Origin of the sequence: Streptomyces sp. G7(2002), assembly GCF_028870195.1 — a bacterium.
Taxonomy (GTDB): domain Bacteria; phylum Actinomycetota; class Actinomycetes; order Streptomycetales; family Streptomycetaceae; genus Streptomyces; species Streptomyces nigrescens.
Genome location: NZ_CP102609.1, coordinates 6656797 through 6676888 on the forward strand (window position 1 = coordinate 6656797; position 20092 = coordinate 6676888).

The window sequence follows — 20092 nt, forward strand, 5'->3', positions numbered from 1 at the left end:
ACAATCCGGTATATGACCGCCCATCAGCAGGACCGAGCAGAGGACCGAGCGAAGCGCCGCGGCCGAGCCCGTGTGCGGGGCCGGCTGCCGGACCGGGCGGCGGGCCGGGCACCCCGTGGCGCGGCGCTGCGGGCGGCCCGCCGCACCCGCGTCGCCCTCGTCGTCCTGGCCGGGCTCACCGGGGCGGCGGCGCTGGCCGGCTGCGGAGGCCCGGAGGCCTTCGTCGGCGGCAAACCACGCTCCCCGGAGGAGACGATCAGAGTCGTCCCGCACAATGGCGCGCACGGCGTACGGGCCGACGGGCGGTTCGAGGTCCGGGTGCCGGCGGGGCGGCTGGAGCGGGTCGAGGTCAGCCGGACCGGTGAGGCCGGCCAGCAGCCCGTCGCCGGGCGGATCTCCCCGGACGGCATGACCTGGCTGCCCGCGCCCGGACGCCTCCAACTCGGCGCGAGGTACACCGTCGACGCGGTGGCGCTGGACGGCGCGGGCCATCGCTCCGCGCGCCACACCACCTTCACCACCTCCGCGCCCGCCCGCCGTTTCGTCGGCCACTTCTCGCCCCAGCGCGATGCCACCGTCGGCACCGGCCTGATCTTCTCGATGGTCTTCAACCGCCCGATCGCCGACCGTGCGGCCGTCGAACGCGCCGTCCGGGTCAGCGCCCGCCCCGGCGTCGAGATCGCCGCCCACTGGTTCGGCCCCCGGCGGCTGGACTTCCGGCCCCGTGAACGCTGGCGTCCGGGCACCGAGATCACCGTGCAGCTGCGGCTGCGCGGCGTGAAGGCCGCACCGGGCGCCTACGGGACCCAGCGCAGAACCGTCCGCTACCGGGTGGGCCGGGACCAGGTCAGCACCATCGACGCCGCCCGGCACACCATGACCGTGCGGCGGGGCGGCCGGGTCGTGGCGGTGCTGCCGGTCACCGCGGGCGATGCCGAGAGCCCCACCTATAACGGGCGGATGGTGATCCTGGAGCGCCATTCGATGACGCGGATGGACGGTGACACCGTCGGCTTCGGCGGCGAGTACGACATCCCGGACGTGCCGCACGCCATGCGCCTCACCAGGTCGGGGACCTTCCTCCACGGCAACTACTGGGCGCCGCCCGAGGTCTTCGGCGGCGTCAACACCAGCCATGGCTGCGTCGGGCTGAAGGACATCAAGGGCGGCGGCCCGAACACCCCGGCCGGCTGGTTCTTCGGCCAGTCGATCGTCGGCGACACCGTGGTGGTGCACAACTCCCCGGAGCGTACGGTCGCGCCGGACAACGGCCTCGGTGGCTGGAACATGCCGTGGCAGTTGTGGCGGGCCGGATCCGCGCTGCGCTGATCCGGGGCGCGGCCCGCCGGAACGAGTGCCCCGCACCACCCCCGCACTTGGGACTAAACAGTGACATTCACGGGGAGTTCACTGTCACCGCGGTGTGGTTATCTAACGGCAAGCGCGCGGCTGTCCGCATCCGCGTGCGGGGGACCGCGGGCCGTGCGAGGGGAAAAGGGGCCAGTCGTGAACGTCCAGCCGAATTCGGGGGTGCCGGCTCGCCGGCGTCGGTGGCGCCACCAGGGCGGGGGCCCGCTCGCCGTGCTGCTCGCCGCCGTGCTGCTGCTGGTGACGGGGTGTGGTGGCGATGACGGTGACGACAAGAAAGCCGGCAAGGCGGGCGGGGGCAAGGACGCCTCGCAGGCGGCCGTGACGATAGCGCCCAAGGACGGCGCGGACGACGTCGCCACCAGCGGCGCGCTGAAGGTGACCGCCCAGAAGGGCAGGCTCAAGTCCGTCAAGGTCAAGGACGGCAAGGGCAATGAGGTCGACGGGAAGATATCGGGCGACGGCGCCGTGTGGAAGCCGAGCGGCCATCTGGGCGCCTCGACGAAGTACACCGTCGACGCGATAGCGGTGGACGGCCAGGGCCGGGAGGCCGCCGAGCACTCCGGCTTCACCACACTCGTCCCCAAGAACACCTTCATCGGCCAGTACAGCCCCGAGAACGGCCAGCGGGTCGGCGTCGGCATGCCGGTCTCGATCCGCTTCACCCGCGGTATCACGGACCCCGCGGCCGTCGAGGACGCCATCAAGGTCAGCGCCGAGCCGTCGGTGCCGATCGAGGGCCACTGGTTCGGCAACGACCGGCTCGACTTCCGCCCCGAGAAGTACTGGGCGCCCGGCACCAAGGTCACCCTCAAGCTCAACCTCAACGGTGTCGAGGGCCGCCCCGGTGTCTACGGCACCCAGGCCAAGGAGGTCTCGTTCACCGTCGGCCGCAGCCAGGTCAGCACGGTCGACGCCAAGTCGAAGAAGATGACCGTGGTCCGCGACGGGAAGACGGTCAAGACCATCCCGATCACCGCGGGCGCGCCGGGCACCGAGACGTACAACGGCAAGATGGTGATCAGCGAGAAGCACCTCGTGACGCGGATGAACGGGGACACCGTCGGCTTCGGCGGGGAGTATGACATCAAGGACGTACCGCATGCGATGCGACTGAGCACGTCCGGCACCTTCATCCACGGCAACTACTGGTCGGGCCGCGCGGCCTTCGGCACCCGGAACGCCAGCCACGGCTGTGTGGGCCTGTTCGACCAGCGCGGTGGCGGCGACGGGTCCACCCCGGCGGCGTGGTTCTTCCGCAACTCCGTCATCGGCGATGTGGTCGTCGTCAAGAACTCGCATGACGAAACGATCCAGCCGGACAACGGCTTCAGCGACTGGAACCTCTCCTGGGAGAAGTGGAAGGCCGCTCAGTAGGACGGCCGGAAGGCGACCGGGCCCGCTGCACTGTGACCGAGTGCACCGGGCCCGACGGCGTTAACGCGTACTAACCTTCCGGCATGACTGTGAATCTCGAGGTCGCCGACGGCGTCGGCACCATCCGCCTGGACCGTCCGCCGATGAACGCACTGGACATCGCCACCCAGGACCGGCTGCGCGAGCTGGCCGAGGAGGCCACCCGCCGCGACGACGTCCGCGCCGTCGTCATCTGGGGCGGTGAGAAGGTGTTCGCGGCCGGCGCGGACATCAAGGAAATGCAGGTCATGGACCACGCGGCGATGGTCGTGCGGTCCAAGGCCCTGCAGGACTCCTTCACCGCCGTGGCCCGGATCCCCAAGCCGGTGGTCGCCGCGATCACCGGCTATGCGCTGGGCGGCGGCTGTGAGTTGGCGCTCTGCGCCGACATCCGGATCGCGGCCGACAACGCCAAGCTCGGCCAGCCGGAGATCCTGCTGGGGCTCATCCCCGGTGCCGGCGGCACCCAGCGGCTGGCGCGGCTGGTGGGTCCGTCCAAGGCCAAGGATCTGATCTTCACCGGCCGTCAGGTGAAGGCCGACGAGGCGCTCACCCTCGGTCTGGTCGACCGGGTGGTGCCGGCCGCCGAGGTCTACGAGCAGGCGCACGCCTGGGCGGCGCGGCTGGCGGCGGGCCCCGCGCTGGCGCTGCGGGCCGCGAAGGAGTCCGTCGACGCGGGCCTGGAGACGGACATCGACACCGGTCTCACCATTGAACGCAACTGGTTCGCGGGGCTGTTCGCGACCGAGGACCGCGAGACCGGCATGCGCAGCTTCGTCGAGGAAGGTCCCGGCAAGGCCAAGTTCCGCTGAAACAGCTGGTGTTGACGGGACATCTGAGGTTTGGCCGGGACGTGATGCCCCTTGTGGGGGAATGGTGCAAAACTTAATTGCGCCTTAAGGCAACCTTGTTGACGACTCCCGGCGGCCTCGCGACTGCCGGATGTCGTTGCAGGTCAGCCGGTGCGAGCCGGAACCTTAACTGCCTTTGGCATATGTCTCGGCGAGGGGATGGAACCGGCGATTCCGGGCAGCGGATTCCGTCGGTTCCACCCCCGTGACCGTCAAGTAGCGGCCATGATGGGGGGCATGGCGGGCCTCGAAGGAATGGAGCAGCCGCGGCCGCGGAGCGATTCGGCCGCCGCACGACGGGGCACCCCCGGCGCGGACCGGGACCGGGCGCCGGCACCCCGCAGACCGGTGTCCGCGGCCCCCGAACCAGCCGGCGATCCGGCCCTCGGCGAGGTCCGGCTCCCCTCGCGCCCCCAGTCCGCCGGTATCGCCCGCCGGCTGACCGCCGCGGTCCTCCTCAAGCAGTGGTCCCTGACGCCCCAGCTCACCGAGCACGCCGTGCTGCTCGTCTCCGAGCTCGTCGGCAACGCCGTACGGCACACCGGCGCCCGCACCTTCGGCCTGCGGATGCTCCGCCGCCGTGGCTGGCTCAGGATCGAGGTGCGCGACCCCTCCCGCGGTCTGCCGTGCCTGATGCCGGTCCAGGAGATGGACCTCAGCGGCCGCGGGCTCTTCCTCGTCGACAAGCTCTCCGAACGCTGGGGCGTGGATCTGCTGCCCCGTGGCAAGACCACCTGGTTCGAGATGCGGATCGCTGACCGCTGAGCGCCGCATCCCCCAGAGGTCCACGACAGGCGCCGGGGCACGGCGGTGCTCCGCTCGCGTGGCGGCGATCCGTAGGATGGGTTGTTCATGCTCGCGCCAGGTACGGAGAGGGAGGGACATGCACCAGCTGCGCCGGTCGGCCGCGCTGTCGCTGCTGCTCCTCCTCGCCGTCACCTTCGGGCCGCTGCTGTGCCGGACCGGCGGCGGCCAGGCCTGGCCGGCGGGCCGGGCGACCACGGCCACGACCACGGCGGCAGCGGCGTGGCGGGCGGCCGACGTGCCTCCCGCGGCTGCCGCGGACGCCACGGGCCCGGCGGACCGCACCGCCACCGCGCGGCCGGCCGCCGCCCACAGCGGCCCACGGCTCGGCCCCGACGCCCCCGTTGCCGTCGCCCATGCGCCCAAGAGGTGCTCGGACCGGCATGCGCCGGGGCCCGAGGAATCCGCCCCGCCGCCCGCACCGCACCGCGGTGAGCCCCTCGCCCCCGCCACCACCGGCCCGGGGCCGCTCGCCGCGGATCTGCCCGCGCAGTACGCGCTGGCCCGGCCACCGACGGACACCGCGTCCGCCGTCGACCACACCGCGCTCCTCCCCGTCTTGCGGATATAGGCCGCTGCCCCGACGCACAAGGCCTGAATTCCCCCTCCGTACGTCTGGAGCTTCCGCATGCCCGTTTCCGCCTCTCCCACCCGCAAACTGGCCGCCATCGGCGCGGTCATCGCCCTCGTCGTCGCCGTGATCGCCATCGGTGTCGCCATCGGCACCTCCGTCGAGGGTGACCGTGACACCGGCCGCGCCGACGCCCCCGAGGCCGCCGCCTCCGCCGGTCCCCAGGAGGACCCCGCACAGCAGAAGATGTTCGACGACCTCGCCAAGCGGACCAGCCGGCGCGCGGACGGCGACCCGCTGGCCATCGGCAAGAAGGACGCCCCGGTGGTCCTGGTCGAATACGCCGACTACCAGTGCTCGTTCTGTGGCCGCTTCACCCGTGAGACCCAGCCCGGCCTGATCAAGAAGTTCGTCGACGACGGCACCCTGCGCATCGAATTCCGCAACTTCACCGTCTTCGGCGCGGACTCCGAGCGGGCCGCCCGCGCCTCCTGGGCCGCCGGGCAGCAGGGCAAGTTCTGGCAGCTGCACGACGCGCTGTACTCCAAGACCCGCAAGGGCGCGGCGCTCGCCGAGGACAAGCTCGTCGACCTGGCCCGCACCAGTGGTGTGGACGACCTCGACAAGTTCCGTGCCGATCTGAAGAGCGCGGACGCCGAGCGGGCGCTGAAGAAGGATCAGGACGAGGGCTACCAGCTCGGAGTGCAGTCCACACCGTCCTTCCTGGTCAACGGCAGGCCGGTGGCCGGGGCCCAGCCCTACGAGGTCTTCGCACAGGCCGTCGAGCAGGCCGCCGAGCGGGCCGGGCACGGACCGGCGGCCAAGGGGACCAAGTGACCGACATCGGCTACCTCGCGGCGTTCCTGGGCGGCGCGCTCGCGCTGCTCAGCCCGTGCAGCGCCCTGCTGCTGCCGGCCTTCTTCGCGTACTCCCTGGCCACGCCCGGGCGGCTGATGGCCCGTACCGGTGTGTTCTATCTGGGACTGGCCACCACACTGGTGCCGCTCGGCGCGGCAAGCACGGCGGCCAGCAGGCTGTTCAACGGCCACCGCGATCTGCTGATCGCCGTCGGCGGCTGGGTCGTCATCGCCATGGGTCTCGCCCAGATCCTCGGCCTGGGCTTCGCCTCCCGGCGGGCCCAGGCCGCCGCCGCGCGGATCACCCCGCGGTCGGCCGTCTCCACCTTTCTGCTCGGCTGTGTCTACGGCCTGGCCGGCTTCTGCGCGGGCCCCATCCTCGGCGCGGTGCTGACGGTGACGGCGGTCAGCGGCTCACCGGCGTACGGCGCCTCGATGCTCGCCGTCTACGCGCTGGGCATGGCGCTGCCGCTGTTCGTGCTGGCGCTGCTGTGGGACCGCTGCAAGCTCGGCACCCGGGGCTGGCTGCGGGGCCGTGAATTCACCCTCGGCAAGCTGCGGTTGCACACCACCTCGCTGCTGTCCGGGGTGTTCTTCATCGGTATCGGCGTGCTCTTCCTGCGCTTCAACGGGACCAGTGCGCTGCCCGGAATTCTCGACGCGGACGCCGAATTCCGGGCCGAGGAATGGGCGACGCGGATCGGCAACGGCGTCCCGGACGCCGTGCTGATCGCGGTGGCCGCGCTGGTGGTCGCCGGGGTGCTGGCCCGGTTCGCGCTTCGGCCGGAGAAGAAGCAGCGGGACGGCACCGAATAGCCGGGGCGGGACCATGGCCGCGGGGCGGGAACGGGCCGTCGAGGGGCGCACCGGAGCGCTCCTGGACGACCGGGAGGACGGGGCGCGTGGTGCCCCGGCCTCCCGCCCGTTCCCCGGCCTCCTGCCCGTTCTCCGGGCTCACCGTCCCAAGGCGTCCGCGGGCTCACCGTCCCGCGGTGTTCCCCGGCCTCACAGCCACACGTTGTCGTTGACCGAGCCCAGGCCGGTGCCGGACAGCCGCCGGTGGAGGGCCAGCGCCTGATCCTCGGTCAGTGAGGCGACATGGTCCGCGGCGGCCCGCAGCCGGTCGCCGTGCAGCGCCAGCTCCTCGGCGCGGTCCGGCGGCAGCAGCTCGGGTGCGTCATGGCTCCAGCGCAGCAGCTCGCTCACCACGCGCCGCTTGCCGTGCTGCTGGGTGGCCAGCGCCGGGCGGTCGATGACATAGCACCACACCAGCTCCTTGAGCAGATCGCAGGCGGCCCGCCGGTCCGGCGGGATCACCAGCTGCGCCCCGTAGCGGATCGCCGCCGCGCCGCCCACCTCCAGCTCGATGCCACGGGTGAAGTACGAGATCAGATCGGCGGTGCGGCGGTTGACCGCCACCGCGTCCTCATGGCTGCCGCTGTACGGGGCGGGTACCGCCAGCCGCTTGCCGATGTCCTCCATCATCACCAGCGCGGCCGCCCGGTCGAAGGCCTCGCCCGACCGCGCCCGCTTGGCCTGCACATAGTCCAGGAAACGGCAGGTCTCCCGCTCGGTGTCGCTGCCCGCGGCACCGTCCGGCGGGAACAGCGCGGCCAGCGGGATGAGGCCCGTGCGATAGAAGTCCTCGACGTCATGGCAGGCGTAGGTGACATCGTCCGCCCAGTCCATGACCTGCTCCTCGACCGGAACGGCGGAGTCCGTACGGCCGGCCCGCACCCAGGAGAACGCCTCCCGGTCGGCGACGTACACGCCCCATTTCACATGCCGCGCCGGGTCCTGGTCGACGGGCGCCCGCTCCCAGGGGTACTTCGTGGAGGCGTCCAGACAGGCGCGGGTCAGATGCAGCCCGCGATGGCCCGGGTATTTGTGGGCGGCGAGGAAGGTCAGCACCCGCAGGGTCTGCGCATTGCCCTCGAAGCTGTCCAGCACGCCGTCGGCGAAGTGCAGTTCGTCCATCGTGGCGCGCAGTGCCAGCTCACCCGCGTGCCCGAAGGGCGGATGGCCGATGTCATGCGCCATGCACGCGGCCTCGACGAGCGCCGGATTCGGCCCGCCGTACTGCCGCTCCAGCCGCTCCGCCATCCGCCGGCCGAGCTGAGCCACCTTCATCGAGTGCGTCAGCCGGGTGTGGTACGCGCCCAGCTCGGCGCTCGCCACCACCTGGCTCTTGCCGGCCAGCGCCCGCCACTGCGTCGAGTACAGGATCCGGTCGACGTCATGCTCGAACCCGGACCGCTGCCCGTCGTCGGGCACCCGTCGCCGCAGGGAGTGCTGCTCTAGATCCTCATCGCTGTATCTGGCAGGTCGCATGCGCGGATGGTAGTCCTGCCCGGCCCGCCGGGGCCCGCCCCGGGCACCCGGGGGCTCGCCCCCCTAGGCACTCAGCCGTCGCCGCCAGCGCGGATGCGGACGGGCATACGGGCGGGTGTGCGGAGGGTGGGCGTCCGCCCGGCGCCGGCGGTCGTTGCAGAGCAGGCACTTCCCGTAGCCCGGCGGAAGGGGATCTTCCGGGTCGCCGTACAACGGGTCGACCGCACCGTGCGGATGCAGGGCGCAGCCGGTCGGGCCGGTCTCCGCGCCCAGCGAGCCGGCAGCGGTCAGTGCTTGGCGGAGGACGTCGACGAGTTGGTCCGCATCGCGCCGGGTGGGCGCGGACTGCAGGGCGGAGGCAAGGTCGGAGGCGGTGGTCAGCGCGGTCTGGAGTTCGCGCAGGTTTGCGTAACCCATGTCTCGGAGCGTAGGCGGCCCCACTGACAGTTGATCTTCCGATCGCATTTCGCGGCTTCCCATGGCCGGATGCATGCCCGCTCACACCCACGATTTAGCACCGAGATGGTGACGGTCCCCTAGCCGGGTCATGACATGACGGGGTGGGGCGGCGGTGCGTGGGGGGCGGCGCGTGGGGGTGGTGCGACGGGGTGGGGGCGCTGGGTGCCGGGGTGACGCCGGCGGGGGCGCTGTCGGCGGGGTGCCGCCGACGGAGGTGCTGCTGGCCGGGTGCCGCTGGCGGGCGTGCCGCTGCCAAGGTGCCGCTGGCGGGCGTGCCGCTGCCAAGGTGCCGCTGGCGGGCGTGCCGCTCCCCCCCACCCCCGAACCCACCCCCCGCCCCCTCCCCCGAAGGGGGAGAGGGGGAGGGGGCGGGGGAGAGCTCCGGAACCGGGCGGGGGAGAGCCCCAGGAAGGCCAGGAACGGGGCGGGGGAGAGTTCCAGGAAGGCCAGGAAGGCCAGGAAGGGGGGCGGCGGAGAGCTCCAGGAAGGCCAGGGAGGGGGCGGGGGGAGCTCCTGAACGGGGCGGGGAGAGCCCCCAGGAAGGAGGCAGGGCGAGAACCCCGAACCCGGTCCGGTCCGCTCAGGGAGCGATCGGCAGTGCCCGCTTGTGCTCGGTGAGGCGGTAGCGGCGGACGATGGCCTGGGCGGCCGCCTCGTCGACGGGCTTGCCCTCCAGGAAGTCGTCGATCTGGTCGTAGCTCACGCCGAGCGCGTCCTCGTCCGGCTTGCCCGGGTCGAGCGTCTCCAGGTCGGCAGTCGGAACCTTTTGGACCAGTTCCGCCGGGGCACCCAGCGCCGCCGACACGGCGCGTACCCGGCGCTTGGTCAGCCCGGTGAGCGGCACGACATCGGCCGCGCCGTCCCCGAACTTGGTGAAGAAGCCGGAGACCGCCTCGGCCGCATGGTCGGTGCCCACGACCAGCCCGTTGTGGGCCCCCGCGACCGCGTACTGCGCGATCATGCGCTGCCGGGCCTTGATGTTGCCCTGGACGAAGTCCTGGTGGTGGGCGTCGCGGAAGGTGAGCCCGCCGTCCAGTGCGGCCTGCAGCGCCGCGTCGCTCGCCGGGCGGATGTCGACGGTCAGCTCCCGGTCGGCGCGAATGAACTCCAGCGCGCGCTGGGCGTCCTTCTCGTCCGCCTGGACGCCGTACGGCAGCCGCATCGCGTAGAACGTCGCCTCGTGCCCGGCGGCGCGGGCCCGCTCCACGGCGAGCTGGCAGAGCCGGCCCGTGGTCGTGGAGTCGACGCCGCCGCTGATCCCGAGGACCAGCGAGCGCAGGCCCGTGGAGGTCAGCCGCTCCGTGAGGAAGCTCACCCGGCGCTCGATCTCCTGCTCGGCGTCGAAGGACGCGGTCACCTGGAGATCCCGGGCGATCTCCTGCTGCAGGGCCTTGGACGCCGGGTCGGTCACGGCTGCTCCTCTTGTTCTCGTGCTGCGTCGCGCGGGGGCGGTGACGCGCTGTTCCTGAGCCGCGTACGCAGCGTTCCTCTGCCGCGTACGGGCGGTACCTGGCGACACGAACACGCGTGCCAGGAGGAACCTTATGCCGGGTGCGCCCACTTCTTGAGGGCGGCCTTGCTGGTGAAGTCCGCGACGTCCTTGTCCAGCGGCCGGTCGGTGTACTGGTGGATGCGCCACTTCGCCTTGATCCGCGGATGCCCGGCGGAGACGTAGTCGGCGATCCACAGGCCGTCGGCCGCGTAGGACGTGGTGTCGTGGTTGAGCCAGAAATCGCGGTTGCAGTAGAGCATCACCCGGTGCGTGGGGCGCAGCTTCTTCACCTCGACCAGGAACTGGTCCTTCTGCGCATTGCTCGCATAGGTCCCCTCGCCGGTGCGCTCCCAGTCGCAGGCCAGCAGGTCGCCCTGGACCGAGGCGCACTTCTCGACGAAGTATTTCGCCTGGGCGGCGATATTTCCCGGCCACAGAAAGTGGTAGAAACCGACCACGCAGCCCGCTTTACGGGCCTTTGACGCCTGCGCGGACTGGTGCGGGTTGATGTAGGAGCGGCCTTCGGTGGCCTTGACGAAAACGAAGTCCAGCCCCGCGGTGGAATACGAGGTGTTGTAGGAGCTGACATCGACACCGTGCAGCATGAGTGGCCTCCTGCCGGTCGGACCTGCGGATGCGAAGCGTCAACTGCTCGAAGCGTCAACTGCGTTGCCGCGTGTCCCGGGTGTTCCGTGATGCGGCGTTTCGGTGATCCGGCGCTGTGATCCGGTGCGGTGATCCAGCGCTTCTGCGTTCCGTGCGATTCAGTTTCGTTCCAGCAGTTCAGCATGTTCGCTACCGGGGACGCCAGATTCGGGACGGGAAGTTCCTTGTGCCGCGGTCAAGTTGAGGCGGGGCCGGTCCCGCCGACAGGACCGGCCCCGCCGCCCGGGGGCGCGTCTCAGCGCCGCAGGGCGCGCCGCAGCAGCCGTCGTGCGCGGGCGCGGACACGCGCCGCGATGCGCTGCCGGGTCCGCCGTCCGCGCGTCGACCGCAACTCCCCGAAGAGGACCTGATAGCGCTCGGCTATCGGCTCCGGGTCGTAGCGGTGCGAGCTCTCCCGCGCGCGCTCGGCCATCGTGCGGCGGCGCCCGGGATCCTCGATGAGGGTGAGCAGGGCACCGGCCAGCGCCCGGCCGTCGCCGGGCGGCACCAGCAGCCCGTCCGTACCGTCGTGGATGATCTCGGCCGGGCCCAGCGGGCAGTCGGTGCTGACGACGGGCACTCCGCAGCGCATCGCCTCGACGATGGTCATGCCGAACGACTCGGCGTCCGAGGCCGAGGCGACGATCGACGCCTTGGCGAACTCCGCCTCTATCGGCGAGCGCGGCCCGGTCAGTTCCGCCTGCCCGCTCAGCCCGAGTCCGTCGATCAGCCCCTGGAGCCGCGCCCGCTCGGTGCCGCCGCCGTGTATCCGCAGCTGCCACTCGGGGTGCTTGGCGGCGACCGCGGAGAACGCCTCGATCAGCAGGTCGAAGCGCTTGCCGCGGACCAGCCGGCCGGCCGCCGCGATCACCTTCGAGGTGCCCTCGGACGGCGGCCCGGCCGGCGCGGGCACGATGTTGGGCACCGCCAGGACCCGTACGCCGGGCAGCGGCATCCGGGCGCGGTAGACGGCGGCGTCCGCCTCGGTGGTGGTGACCACGGCGTCCAGCGTCCCGTAATGGCGGGCGAGTTCGGTGCGGAGCCGTTTGCTGTGTGCGTCGTGCCGGAGGTGCTCCTGGGCGATCCGCAGGGCCCGGCGGGGGGCGAACCGGGCCAGGTAGACATTGATGCCGGGCCGGGTGCCGATCAGCACGTCCGCGTCGGTGGCGCGCAGCAACTCCGCGGCGCGGACGTCGACCAGCCGGCTGTACTGGTGGTGCCGCTTCTCGGCGAGCGGGAAGTCCTGCGCGGGCTCACCGAACAGCGGATCGGCCATGTCCTCGCTGCCGACCCTGGTGTCCACCAGCGGCACCAGCCGCACCCGGGGGTCCACGGTGAACCGCGGGACCTCGCGGTGCCGCAGCATCGAGACGATCTCGACGTCGTGCCGGTCGGCGAGCGCGGCGGCGAGGTTGAGGGTGGTGCGGACCGTGCCGCCGATGGCATAGGCGTTGTGCAGCAGGAGGGTGATCTTCATGCGGTGTGGTGTCTTCCCCGAGATGTGCCGAGTCATTCCGACCGGCCGGTACCTGCGCGGCCGGTCGGGATGACTCGGCCCGTCCGGCACCGGGCCACCGTGTCGCCACGGGGTAAGCCGAGGGCGTGGCCCGGGTGAGAGCCCGGTAAGAACCGGCGGTGAGAGCCGGGTAAGAAAGCCGCCGTCCCACCGGCCGCCCGTCACCGCACCGCCGGACCCTTGGCAGACTTGCCGGGTGACCCACTCCGTACTGCTCGCCGAGGACGACCGCCCCATCCGCACCGCGCTGGAGCGTGCCCTGACCCTGGAGGGGTACCAGGTCACCGCCGTCGCCGACGGCATCCAGGCGCTGGCCGCCGCGCACCGCGAGCGGCCGGATGTGATCCTGCTGGACGTGATGATGCCGGGGATCGACGGCCTGCAGGTGTGCCAGGTGCTGCGGGCCGAGCAGGACCGCACCCCGATCCTGATGCTGACCGCCCGGGTCGAGACCGCGGACCGGATCGCCGGTCTGGACGCCGGGGCGGACGACTATGTGGTCAAGCCGTTCGAGGTCGAGGAGGTCTTCGCCCGGCTGCGGGCGCTGCTGCGCCGGACGACGGCCGGCTCGGCCGGGGCGGAGGACGGCGGAGGGCCGGGGACCGGTCCCGACGGTGCCGATGAGCCCGGCGAGGCGGGCGGGGGCGCGGAAGTGGGCGGGGCGTACGAGGCCCGGGTGGCGGACAGCGGTGTCGTCGAGGCCGCGGATCTGCGGATCGACGGCCCCTCGCGCCGTGCCTGGCGCGGCGAGCGGGAGCTGGAGCTGACCCGGACCGAGTTCGAGCTGCTGGAGCTGCTGGCTCGCAACGCCGGGATCGTGCTGGACCATTCGACGATCTACGACCGGATCTGGGGGTACGACTTCGGGCCGGGATCGAAGAACCTCGCGGTGTACGTGGGCTATCTGCGGCGCAAGGTCGATGTCCCGGGCAGCCGCCCGCTGATCCACACGGTGCGTGGCGTCGGCTACGTGCTGCGGGAGGACTGAGATGCCCGGCCCCCGCGACCGCGCCGGGACCGGGCCCCGCGCCGGGTGCCGGCGGTTGCGGCTCCGGCTCCGGGCCTGGCTGCGGTCCTGGCGGCGCGGCGGGTCGGCGGCCTGGCTGCGCACCCGCAGGCCCGCCAGTCTGCGCACCGCCTTCGCGGTGGCGTTCGCCGCCGGGGCCGCCGCGGTGACCGTCCTCGTCGGGTTCCTCAGCTACGACGCCGCGGCCCGGCTGGTGCGGGTCGATGAGAAGTCGGTGTTCTCGCAGGTCGTACGGGATCTGCGGATCCAGGTCCAGGAGAAGCCGTTCGGGCCCGCCGACTACGCGACCGCCGACCCCGACCACGACGGGCCGCGCGACGACCTCACCCGGCCCAGCCGTACCGAGGTGCAGATCCTGGGGCCCGGCGGCCGGATCGTGGAGCGGGGGCGCCCGGTGCTCCCGGCAGGTCCCGCGGAGCGCCGGATCGCCGACGACGAACGGGCCGGCGAGCACGCGGAGCGGGAGGCGGACATCGGCGACGAGGAGTACCACGTCGCGACCGTCGCGCTCGGCGGCGGCCGCGGGGCCGTCCAGGTCGCCCAGAAGTTCAGCGAGACCGAGGATCTGCTCTCCGCGCTCCAGCAGCGCACCGCCCTGCTGGCCGCCGCGGTGATCGCGCTGGCCGGAGCGGGCGGCTGGTGGCTGGCGCGCCGGATCACCGGCCGGCTGGTGCGGCTGACCGCGGTCGCCGAGAGCGTGGCGGAGCACGGGCGGCTGGACGTCCCGGTCCCGGTGGCCGGGCGCGACGAGGTCGCCCGGCTCGGGCGGGCCTTCGACGACATGCTCGGCCGGCTGGCCAGCGCCGTCCAGGACCAGCAGCGCCTCGTCCAGGACGCCGGCCACGAGCTGCGCACCCCGCTGACCTCGCTCCGTACGAACATCTCGCTGCTGAAGCGGTTCGACGAACTGCCGTCGGACGCCCGTGAGGAGCTGCTGGCCGATCTGGCGGGCGAGGCCCGTGAACTCAGCGATCTGGTCAATGAGCTGGTCGATCTGGCCGCCGGACAGCGCGATGACGACCCGCTCGCCGAGGTGGGCCTGGCCGAGTCCGCGGAGAAGGCGGCCGCCTCGGCCCGCCGCCGCACCGGCCGCGAGATCACCGTACGGACCGTGCGCCCGGCGGTGGTCGAGGGCCGCCCCGCCGCGCTGCACCGTGCGCTCACCAATCTTCTGGAGAACGCCGCCAAGTTCGACGCGGGCGGCACGGAGCCGATCGAGGTCGTGGTCACCGGCGCCCGGGTCGAGGTCCTCGACCGCGGCCCCGGCATCGCGGACGCCGATCTCACCCGGGTCTTCGACCGCTTCTACCGCGCCGCGGCCGCCCGCGGCCTGCCCGGCTCCGGCCTCGGCCTCGCCATCGTCCGCGAGATCGCCACCGCCCACGGCGGCCACGCCTTCGCCACCCACCGCCCAGGAGGGGGCGCCACCCTGGGCTTCACGGTCGGCACCGGAACGGGGACGGGGACGGGGACGGGGAGCAGCACGGGTTCCGGCGGGGCACATGCGGAGACCGGGCTCGGTTCCTAGGGGGCGCGGTCCCCCGCCCCCTCCAGGAGGCTCCGCAGCAACTGCGCGTCCTCGCTGGTCAGTTGGGAGACGAAGCGGGCGAGCGCGGTGCCGCGGTCGTCCTGCTTGTCGAGCTCACTGCGCATCCGCCGGGCGGTCAGCCCCGCGGAGTCCTGTATGGGCGAGTACACGAACCCGCGGCCGGCCCGGGAGCGGGACACCGCCCCCTTGTGGTGCAGCCGGGTGAGGATCGTGGTGACGGTGGTGCGCGCGAGCCGCCTGCCCAGCGTGCTCTGCACCTCGGCCGGGCTCAGCGGACCCTCGACCGCCCAGAGCGCCGCGAGCACGCTCGCTTCCAGCTCACCGGACGGGCGCCGCTGCACGGGTGATGTCTCCGACATGGCACGCCCTCCACCTGTTCGTCGTCTACAGTGCCGTAGACCGTCTACGTGACTGTAGTCGGTCGGGCCGGCTTCACGGCAGGCCCGCAACCCATTATGGGAGGGCCCGCCGACATGGCAGCAGCCGCCGCATCTGCGCAGGTGACGGGCGCTTTCCAGGCCGTGGACGGGCGCGGTGCCGGCTCCCTGCCCCTCGCCCACCGGACCGACGGCGGCCTCGCCCCGGCCGCCCGGCTGTCCACCCCACTCGCCCGCCGTGCCGCCCCCGCCGCCGGCCGGCTCCCCGCCACCCGCCCCCTGGCGGCCGCGCGGTGACGGCGGCCGGGCCGGAACCGGGACCGGCGGCGAACGGGCCACAGCCGGAGCCGGCCCAGGGCCACGGGACGCGCCCCCGCCCCGGCACCGCCGCGCTGCTCACCTTCGCCGCGGTCTGCGCCGCGCTCTTCGCCGCCACGGCCCTGACCGTGTCGCTCCGCAACGGCACCCCGCTCGCCGCTGAACAGGCCGCCGTCCGCTGGTCCGGCGCGCACCAGGGGGAGCCGTCACGCTCCATGGCCGGGGCCCTGACCGCCACCGGCAGCGGCCCGGTGCCGTATCTGATGGCGGTCCTCGCCGGGCTGCTGGCCGGTGAGCGGGCGCGCGGCCGGCTCCGCGCCGTGTGCTGCGCCGTCGCCGTCCTCGCCGCCGGCCAGGCGATCCGCTACGGCCTGATGGAGCTGCTCGCCCGCCCCCGCCCGCCGGCCGGGGACTGGACCGGGTCCGCCTCCGGATACGCGTTCCCCTCCGGCCACGCCACCACCTCGGTGCTGGCGGCCGGAATCCTCGCCTGGGGCATCGCCCGGCGCGCCCGCCCCGCCCTGGCCCGCACCTGGTGCGCGGTGCTCGCCCTCTGGGCCGCCGGAGTCGGCCTCACCCGCATCTACCTGGGCGTCCACTGGCCCGGCGATGTCCTCGGCGGCTGGTTCCTGGCGGCCGGACTGCTCGCCCTCGCGCTGCTCCTGGAGCCGTTCGCCCTCGGCCGCCCGGGCCGCTCCTGACCGGGCCCGTACGCGCCCCCGCGGCGCACATTCCCATGAATAGCTGACGATCGGTCCAGGTCTTCCCCAAGGCGGCATGGACGCGTCCCGCGCCGAGCAGCACTGTCCTGGGCGCCGGGGCGGCGAAGCGATCCCGCCACGGCGCCGCTCACGGCACGTACCACCGCACCATCAGGGGGAACGCACCGATGAACCAGCCACTCGACACCCCGCCGCCGCGGCGGGCCGCCGACACGACCGCCGTGCCTGCCGCGCCCCACGGCCGCTGCCCGGCCGCCGCCGCCAAGGACCCCACGCCCTGCGAGGGACCGCGGGACGCGGCCACCATCGTCGACCGCCACGGCCGGGAGTCCGCCGGCTGTGTCCACCACTGCGCCCGCCTGCTGGCCGGCCTCGAAGGCGCCCGTGTGCACCCCTTCGTCCCCGCGCCCCAGGCCCTGGACGTCTACTCCCGGGCCCGTGAACTTCCGCCCTTCGCCTGGGAGATCGGCAGATAGCCCCCGGGTACGCGTCGGGGCGCCGTGACCACACGGCGCCCCGACCCCGACTGCCGGGCCGGCGGGTCGTCAATGACCGCGCCCGAACCCGTCAGCTCCTCAGCACTCGATGATGTTGACCGCGAGCCCTCCCCGCGCCGTCTCCTTGTACTTGACGCTCATGTCGGCGCCGGTGTCCTTCATGGTCTTGATGACCTTGTCGAGGGAGACGTGGTGGCGGCCGTCGCCGCGCAGCGCCATACGGGCGGCGGTGACGGCCTTGACGGCGGCCATGCCGTTGCGCTCGATGCAGGGGATCTGGACGAGGCCGCCGACGGGGTCGCAGGTCAGGCCCAGGTTGTGCTCCATGCCGATCTCCGCGGCGTTCTCCACCTGCTCGGGGGAGCCGCCGAGGACCTCGGCGAGGCCGCCGGCGGCCATGGAGCAGGCCGAGCCGACCTCGCCCTGGCAGCCGACCTCGGCGCCGGAGATGGAGGCGTTCTCCTTGAAGAGCATGCCGATGGCACCGGCCGCGAGCAGGAAGCGGACGACCCCGTCCTCGTCGGCGCCGGGCACGAAGTTGATGTAGTAGTGCAGGACGGCGGGGATGATGCCGGCCGCACCGTTGGTGGGGGCGGTCACCACTCGGCCGCCGGCCGCGTTCTCCTCGTTCACGGCCATCGCGTAGAGGGTGGTCCACTCCATGGCGCGGGCGGCCGCGTCCCCCTCGGAGCGCAGCTGGCGGGCGGAGTGGGCGGCCCGCCGCCGGACCTTCAGGCCGCCGGGCAGGATGCCCTCGCGGCTCGTACCGCGGCTCACACACGCCTGCATGACCTGCCAGATCTCCAGCAGCCCGGTGCGGATCTCGTCCTCGGTGCGCCAGGCCTTCTCGTTCTCCAGCATGAGGGCGGAGATGGACAGGCCGGTGTCCTGGGCCAGCCGCAGCAGCTCGTCGCCGGTACGGAAGGGGTGGGTCAGGACGGTGTCGTCGGGCACGATCGGGTTCTCGCCGGCGACGGCGTCCTCGTCGACGACGAAGCCGCCGCCCACCGAGTAGTACGTCTTCTCCAGCAGGGGGGTGCCCGCCGCGTCGTAGGCGAAGAGCGTCATGCCGTTGGCGTGGTACGGCAGCGCGCGGCGGCGGTGCAGGATCAGCTCGCCGTCTTCATCGAAGTCGATCTCGTGGGCGCTGCCTATTTCGGCGCCCAGCAGCCGCAGCCGCTTGGTGGAGCGGATGCGCTCGACCTCGCCGTCGGCGGATTCGACGTCGACGGTACGGGGGGAGTGGCCCTCCAGACCGAGGAGCACGGCCTTGGGGGTGCCGTGGCCGTGGCCGGTGGCACCGAGCGAGCCGAAGAGTTCGGCGCGGACGCGGACCGTCCCGGAGAGCAGGCCGTCCTTCTTGAGGCGTCCGACGAACATCCGGGCGGCGCGCATCGGGCCGACCGTGTGGGAGCTGGAGGGGCCGATGCCGATGGAGAAGAGGTCGAAGACGGAGATGGCCACGGGGGCGGACTCCCTTGTCTGCTCGTGGTGGACGGTGGAGCTGGGGGGGTGAGGGGAGATTTTGCGCCGGTTTTCGAGCGTAACGCGGACCCGGCGCGGTGCCCTCAGACGGAAACCATCGGGCGTCCGTCGTCGGCGGTAACAGTGGGTGCCGGGGTGGTTTCGGCGGGGGAGAGGGTGCCGGTCAGGCCCCGTGCGTGGGCCCTGACCCCGGAGCGCACCGCCCAGAAGTAGAAGAGCGGGGCGGTGACCGCGATCACAGCGGTGCCCAGCTCGCCCGGGAGGAGGCCCCGGCCGCCGAACTCCCGGCCGCCCAGCGCGGACACCGTGGCCGTCCACACCAGGAAGAGGACCATCCACCAGGCCGGAGCGAACTGCCGCAGCAGGCTCGCCCCGCGCCCGCCCCTGCCGGACGCCGCGCCGCCCTGTGCGAGCTCGCCCCGGCGCCACAGCACCAGCGCCGCGACCGGAACGGCCACCAGCGTCAGCACGGTGATCTTGCCGGTCTCCGGCCACTTCGACCAGTACAGCGCGCAGGCGGCGAAGGCGAAGGTGACCGGGCACAGCACCCCGGCGGCCGGCAGCCGGAAGGGACGGGGCAGGTCAGGGCGGGTCCGCCGCAGCACCCCGACCGCGACCGGGCCGATCAGATACGAGATGACCATGGCCGCCGACACCACACCGGCCAGCGCCTGCCAGCTGCGGCCGACGGTGAGCAGCAGCAGGACGGAGAAGCCGAGGTTGAGCCACATCGCGGGGCGGGCGGTGCCGTAGCGGGGGTGCACGGCCGCCAGCTTCCGGGGGAAGAACCCGGTCTCGGCGAGGTTGGTGACCATGTACGCGGCCGAGGCGACATTGGCGATGTTGGACCCGGCCGGCGAGATGAACGCGCCGAACTGCAGCATGGTGACCACCCAGTGCAGCATCAGCAGCCCCGCCAGGTCGGCGAACGGCGAGTTGAGGTTCACGCCCTGCCAGCCGCCGGACCGCTCCAGCAGCTCCGGCGGCACCGAGCCGAGGTACGCGACCTGCAGCGCCAGATAGATCACCAGGCCCAGCGAGAGCGCGCCGACCAGGGCGAGCGGGATGGCCCGGCCCGGGTTCTTGGCGGCGCCGCCGAGGTTGACCACGGCCTGGAACCCGTTGAAGGCGAAGACCACACCGCAGGTGGTGACGGCGGTGAGCACGGCCGGCCAGCCGTACGGGGCGAAGCCGCCGTGGGCGGTGAAGTTGGAGGTGTGGAAGCCGGACCCGATCAGGGCGAGCACCGCCAGCACCGGGATGGCGAACTTGACCAGGGTCAGCACGGTGTTGGCGCGGGCCAGCAGCTGGACCGACCAGAAGCAGGTCAGCCAGAGCGCGAGGGTCAGGACCAGCGCCACCGCCGTGCCGGAGAGGGTCAGCTGGTGGGTGGCCGGATCGACCAGGCCCTTCGCCCAGTCGAAGCTCCAGGACGTCATGTACTGGGTGGCCGCGATCGACTCGATCGGGATCAGCGAGGCGGTCGCGATCCACACCGCCCAGCCGGTGAGGAAGCCGAGGACCGGGCCGTGCGAGAGATGCCCGTAGCGGGCCATCCCGCCGGGGATCGGGTAGGCCGAGCCGACCTCCGCGTACGACATCGCGATCATGCCGATGAAGACGACACCGATCACCCAGGCGACCAGCGCCGCGGGGCCTGCCACCTGGGCTGCTGCGCCGGCCCCGAAGAGCCATCCGGAGCCGAAGATCGAACCTATGCCGATCATGATGAGGGCGAAGAGGCTGAGCCCCTTGCGCCCGCCGGCGCTCATGTCCATGGAAGTGTCGTCCGTCCTGCTGGTGCCGC

20 protein-coding genes are annotated in these 20092 nt (G+C 72.7%); 12 read left to right on the plus strand and 8 right to left on the minus strand.

The window, feature by feature from the left end:
• The first annotated feature begins 12 nt into the window (after positions 1–12).
• The 7 genes from NUT86_RS28435 to NUT86_RS28465 all read left to right on the plus strand — a co-directional run bounded on the left by NUT86_RS28435 (position 13) and on the right by NUT86_RS28465 (position 6683).
• Positions 13–1329, plus strand: a complete 1317-nt coding sequence (locus NUT86_RS28435) for a L,D-transpeptidase (protein WP_229837970.1) — start codon at positions 13–15, stop codon at positions 1327–1329.
• Positions 1330–1506: 177 nt separating this feature from the next.
• The gene (locus tag NUT86_RS28440) at positions 1507–2745 is read left to right on the plus strand and encodes a L,D-transpeptidase (RefSeq protein ID WP_229837968.1); all 1239 of its coding nucleotides are present in this window, start codon (positions 1507–1509) and stop codon (positions 2743–2745) included.
• A gap of 83 nt (positions 2746–2828) precedes the next feature.
• A complete protein-coding gene (locus tag NUT86_RS28445; protein ID WP_026169224.1) occupies positions 2829–3596 on the plus strand; it encodes an enoyl-CoA hydratase/isomerase family protein in 768 nt (255 codons plus the stop codon).
• Positions 3597–3872: 276 nt separating this feature from the next.
• A complete protein-coding gene (locus tag NUT86_RS28450; protein WP_401849947.1) occupies positions 3873–4400 on the plus strand; it encodes an ATP-binding protein in 528 nt (175 codons plus the stop codon).
• Between the two features lie 118 nt (positions 4401–4518).
• Positions 4519–5010: a hypothetical protein gene (locus tag NUT86_RS28455; protein ID WP_159486083.1), complete on the plus strand. Its 492-nt coding sequence runs from the start codon at positions 4519–4521 to the stop codon at positions 5008–5010.
• Positions 5011–5067: 57 nt separating this feature from the next.
• Entirely contained in the window at positions 5068–5847 is a 780-nt protein-coding gene (locus tag NUT86_RS28460; RefSeq protein ID WP_159486081.1) for a DsbA family protein, read from the plus strand.
• The gene (locus NUT86_RS28465) at positions 5844–6683 is read left to right on the plus strand and encodes a cytochrome c biogenesis CcdA family protein (protein WP_018087301.1); all 840 of its coding nucleotides are present in this window, start codon (positions 5844–5846) and stop codon (positions 6681–6683) included. The genes NUT86_RS28460 and NUT86_RS28465 overlap by 4 nt, the downstream gene beginning before the upstream one ends.
• A gap of 189 nt (positions 6684–6872) precedes the next feature.
• Here NUT86_RS28465 and dgt read toward each other — a convergent pair whose 3' ends face one another.
• From dgt to NUT86_RS28490, 5 genes are all read right to left on the minus strand, one after another.
• Positions 6873–8198 (minus strand): dGTP triphosphohydrolase, encoded by a 1326-nt coding sequence (dgt, locus tag NUT86_RS28470; RefSeq protein WP_202444036.1) that lies wholly within the window; start codon positions 8196–8198, stop codon positions 6873–6875.
• 63 nt (positions 8199–8261) lie between these two features.
• Complete coding sequence (locus NUT86_RS28475) at positions 8262–8615, minus strand: hypothetical protein (protein WP_018087299.1); 354 nt, start codon at positions 8613–8615, stop codon at positions 8262–8264.
• Between the two features lie 622 nt (positions 8616–9237).
• Positions 9238–10068, minus strand: a complete 831-nt coding sequence (gene nadE, locus NUT86_RS28480; protein ID WP_018087298.1) for an ammonia-dependent NAD(+) synthetase — start codon at positions 10066–10068, stop codon at positions 9238–9240.
• 131 nt (positions 10069–10199) lie between these two features.
• On the minus strand, positions 10200–10754 hold the full coding sequence (locus NUT86_RS28485; RefSeq protein WP_018087297.1) for a GH25 family lysozyme: 555 nt from the start codon (positions 10752–10754) through the stop codon (positions 10200–10202).
• 296 nt (positions 10755–11050) lie between these two features.
• Positions 11051–12271 (minus strand): glycosyltransferase family 4 protein, encoded by a 1221-nt coding sequence (locus NUT86_RS28490; protein WP_018087296.1) that lies wholly within the window; start codon positions 12269–12271, stop codon positions 11051–11053.
• Positions 12272–12506: 235 nt separating this feature from the next.
• On the opposite strand from NUT86_RS28490, the gene NUT86_RS28495 reads away from it, so the two are divergent.
• Entirely contained in the window at positions 12507–13298 is a 792-nt protein-coding gene (locus NUT86_RS28495) for a response regulator transcription factor (RefSeq protein WP_274738251.1), read from the plus strand.
• Between the two features lies 1 nt (position 13299).
• Positions 13300–14865 carry a sensor histidine kinase gene (locus NUT86_RS28500; protein ID WP_274738253.1) on the plus strand — a complete coding sequence of 522 codons (1566 nt, stop codon included), beginning with the start codon at positions 13300–13302 and terminating at the stop codon, positions 14863–14865.
• Here NUT86_RS28500 and NUT86_RS28505 read toward each other — a convergent pair.
• Entirely contained in the window at positions 14862–15245 is a 384-nt protein-coding gene (locus tag NUT86_RS28505; RefSeq protein WP_274738255.1) for a BlaI/MecI/CopY family transcriptional regulator, read from the minus strand. The genes NUT86_RS28500 and NUT86_RS28505 overlap by 4 nt on opposite strands.
• 114 nt (positions 15246–15359) lie before the next feature.
• Between NUT86_RS28505 and NUT86_RS28510 the strand changes: the two genes are divergently transcribed.
• The 3 genes from NUT86_RS28510 (at position 15360) to NUT86_RS28520 (ending at position 16779) form a co-directional block, all read left to right on the plus strand.
• On the plus strand, positions 15360–15560 hold the full coding sequence (locus tag NUT86_RS28510; RefSeq protein ID WP_159486075.1) for a hypothetical protein: 201 nt from the start codon (positions 15360–15362) through the stop codon (positions 15558–15560).
• On the plus strand, positions 15557–16282 hold the full coding sequence (locus NUT86_RS28515; RefSeq protein ID WP_274738257.1) for a phosphatase PAP2 family protein: 726 nt from the start codon (positions 15557–15559) through the stop codon (positions 16280–16282). Before NUT86_RS28510 ends, NUT86_RS28515 begins: the two co-directional genes overlap by 4 nt.
• Positions 16283–16470: 188 nt before the next feature.
• Complete coding sequence (locus NUT86_RS28520) at positions 16471–16779, plus strand: hypothetical protein (RefSeq protein WP_159486071.1); 309 nt, start codon at positions 16471–16473, stop codon at positions 16777–16779.
• Between the two features lie 99 nt (positions 16780–16878).
• Here the strand turns inward: NUT86_RS28520 and NUT86_RS28525 are convergent, their stop codons facing one another.
• Both NUT86_RS28525 and NUT86_RS28530 read right to left on the minus strand, forming a co-directional pair.
• A complete protein-coding gene (locus NUT86_RS28525; RefSeq protein ID WP_159486069.1) occupies positions 16879–18264 on the minus strand; it encodes an L-serine ammonia-lyase in 1386 nt (461 codons plus the stop codon).
• 104 nt (positions 18265–18368) lie between these two features.
• Entirely contained in the window at positions 18369–20063 is a 1695-nt protein-coding gene (locus NUT86_RS28530; RefSeq protein WP_159486067.1) for an APC family permease, read from the minus strand.
• Positions 20064–20092: the final 29 nt, after the last annotated feature.

Coding starts and splice junctions, on each gene's coding strand:
- NUT86_RS28435 (WP_229837970.1), top strand. CDS start 13: ATGACCGCCCATCAGCAGGACCGAGCAGAGGACCGAGCGAAGCGCCGC.
- NUT86_RS28445 (WP_026169224.1), top strand. CDS start 2,829: ATGACTGTGAATCTCGAGGTCGCCGACGGCGTCGGCACCATCCGCCTG.
- NUT86_RS28450 (WP_401849947.1), top strand. CDS start 3,873: ATGGCGGGCCTCGAAGGAATGGAGCAGCCGCGGCCGCGGAGCGATTCG.
- NUT86_RS28455 (WP_159486083.1), top strand. CDS start 4,519: ATGCACCAGCTGCGCCGGTCGGCCGCGCTGTCGCTGCTGCTCCTCCTC.
- NUT86_RS28460 (WP_159486081.1), top strand. CDS start 5,068: ATGCCCGTTTCCGCCTCTCCCACCCGCAAACTGGCCGCCATCGGCGCG.
- dgt (WP_202444036.1), bottom strand. CDS start 8,198: ATGCGACCTGCCAGATACAGCGATGAGGATCTAGAGCAGCACTCCCTG.
- NUT86_RS28475 (WP_018087299.1), bottom strand. CDS start 8,615: ATGGGTTACGCAAACCTGCGCGAACTCCAGACCGCGCTGACCACCGCC.
- NUT86_RS28485 (WP_018087297.1), bottom strand. CDS start 10,754: ATGCTGCACGGTGTCGATGTCAGCTCCTACAACACCTCGTATTCCACC.
- NUT86_RS28490 (WP_018087296.1), bottom strand. CDS start 12,271: ATGAAGATCACCCTCCTGCTGCACAACGCCTATGCCATCGGCGGCACG.
- NUT86_RS28500 (WP_274738253.1), top strand. CDS start 13,300: ATGCCCGGCCCCCGCGACCGCGCCGGGACCGGGCCCCGCGCCGGGTGC.
- NUT86_RS28505 (WP_274738255.1), bottom strand. CDS start 15,245: ATGTCGGAGACATCACCCGTGCAGCGGCGCCCGTCCGGTGAGCTGGAA.
- NUT86_RS28510 (WP_159486075.1), top strand. CDS start 15,360: ATGGCAGCAGCCGCCGCATCTGCGCAGGTGACGGGCGCTTTCCAGGCC.
- NUT86_RS28520 (WP_159486071.1), top strand. CDS start 16,471: ATGAACCAGCCACTCGACACCCCGCCGCCGCGGCGGGCCGCCGACACG.
- NUT86_RS28530 (WP_159486067.1), bottom strand. CDS start 20,063: ATGGACATGAGCGCCGGCGGGCGCAAGGGGCTCAGCCTCTTCGCCCTC.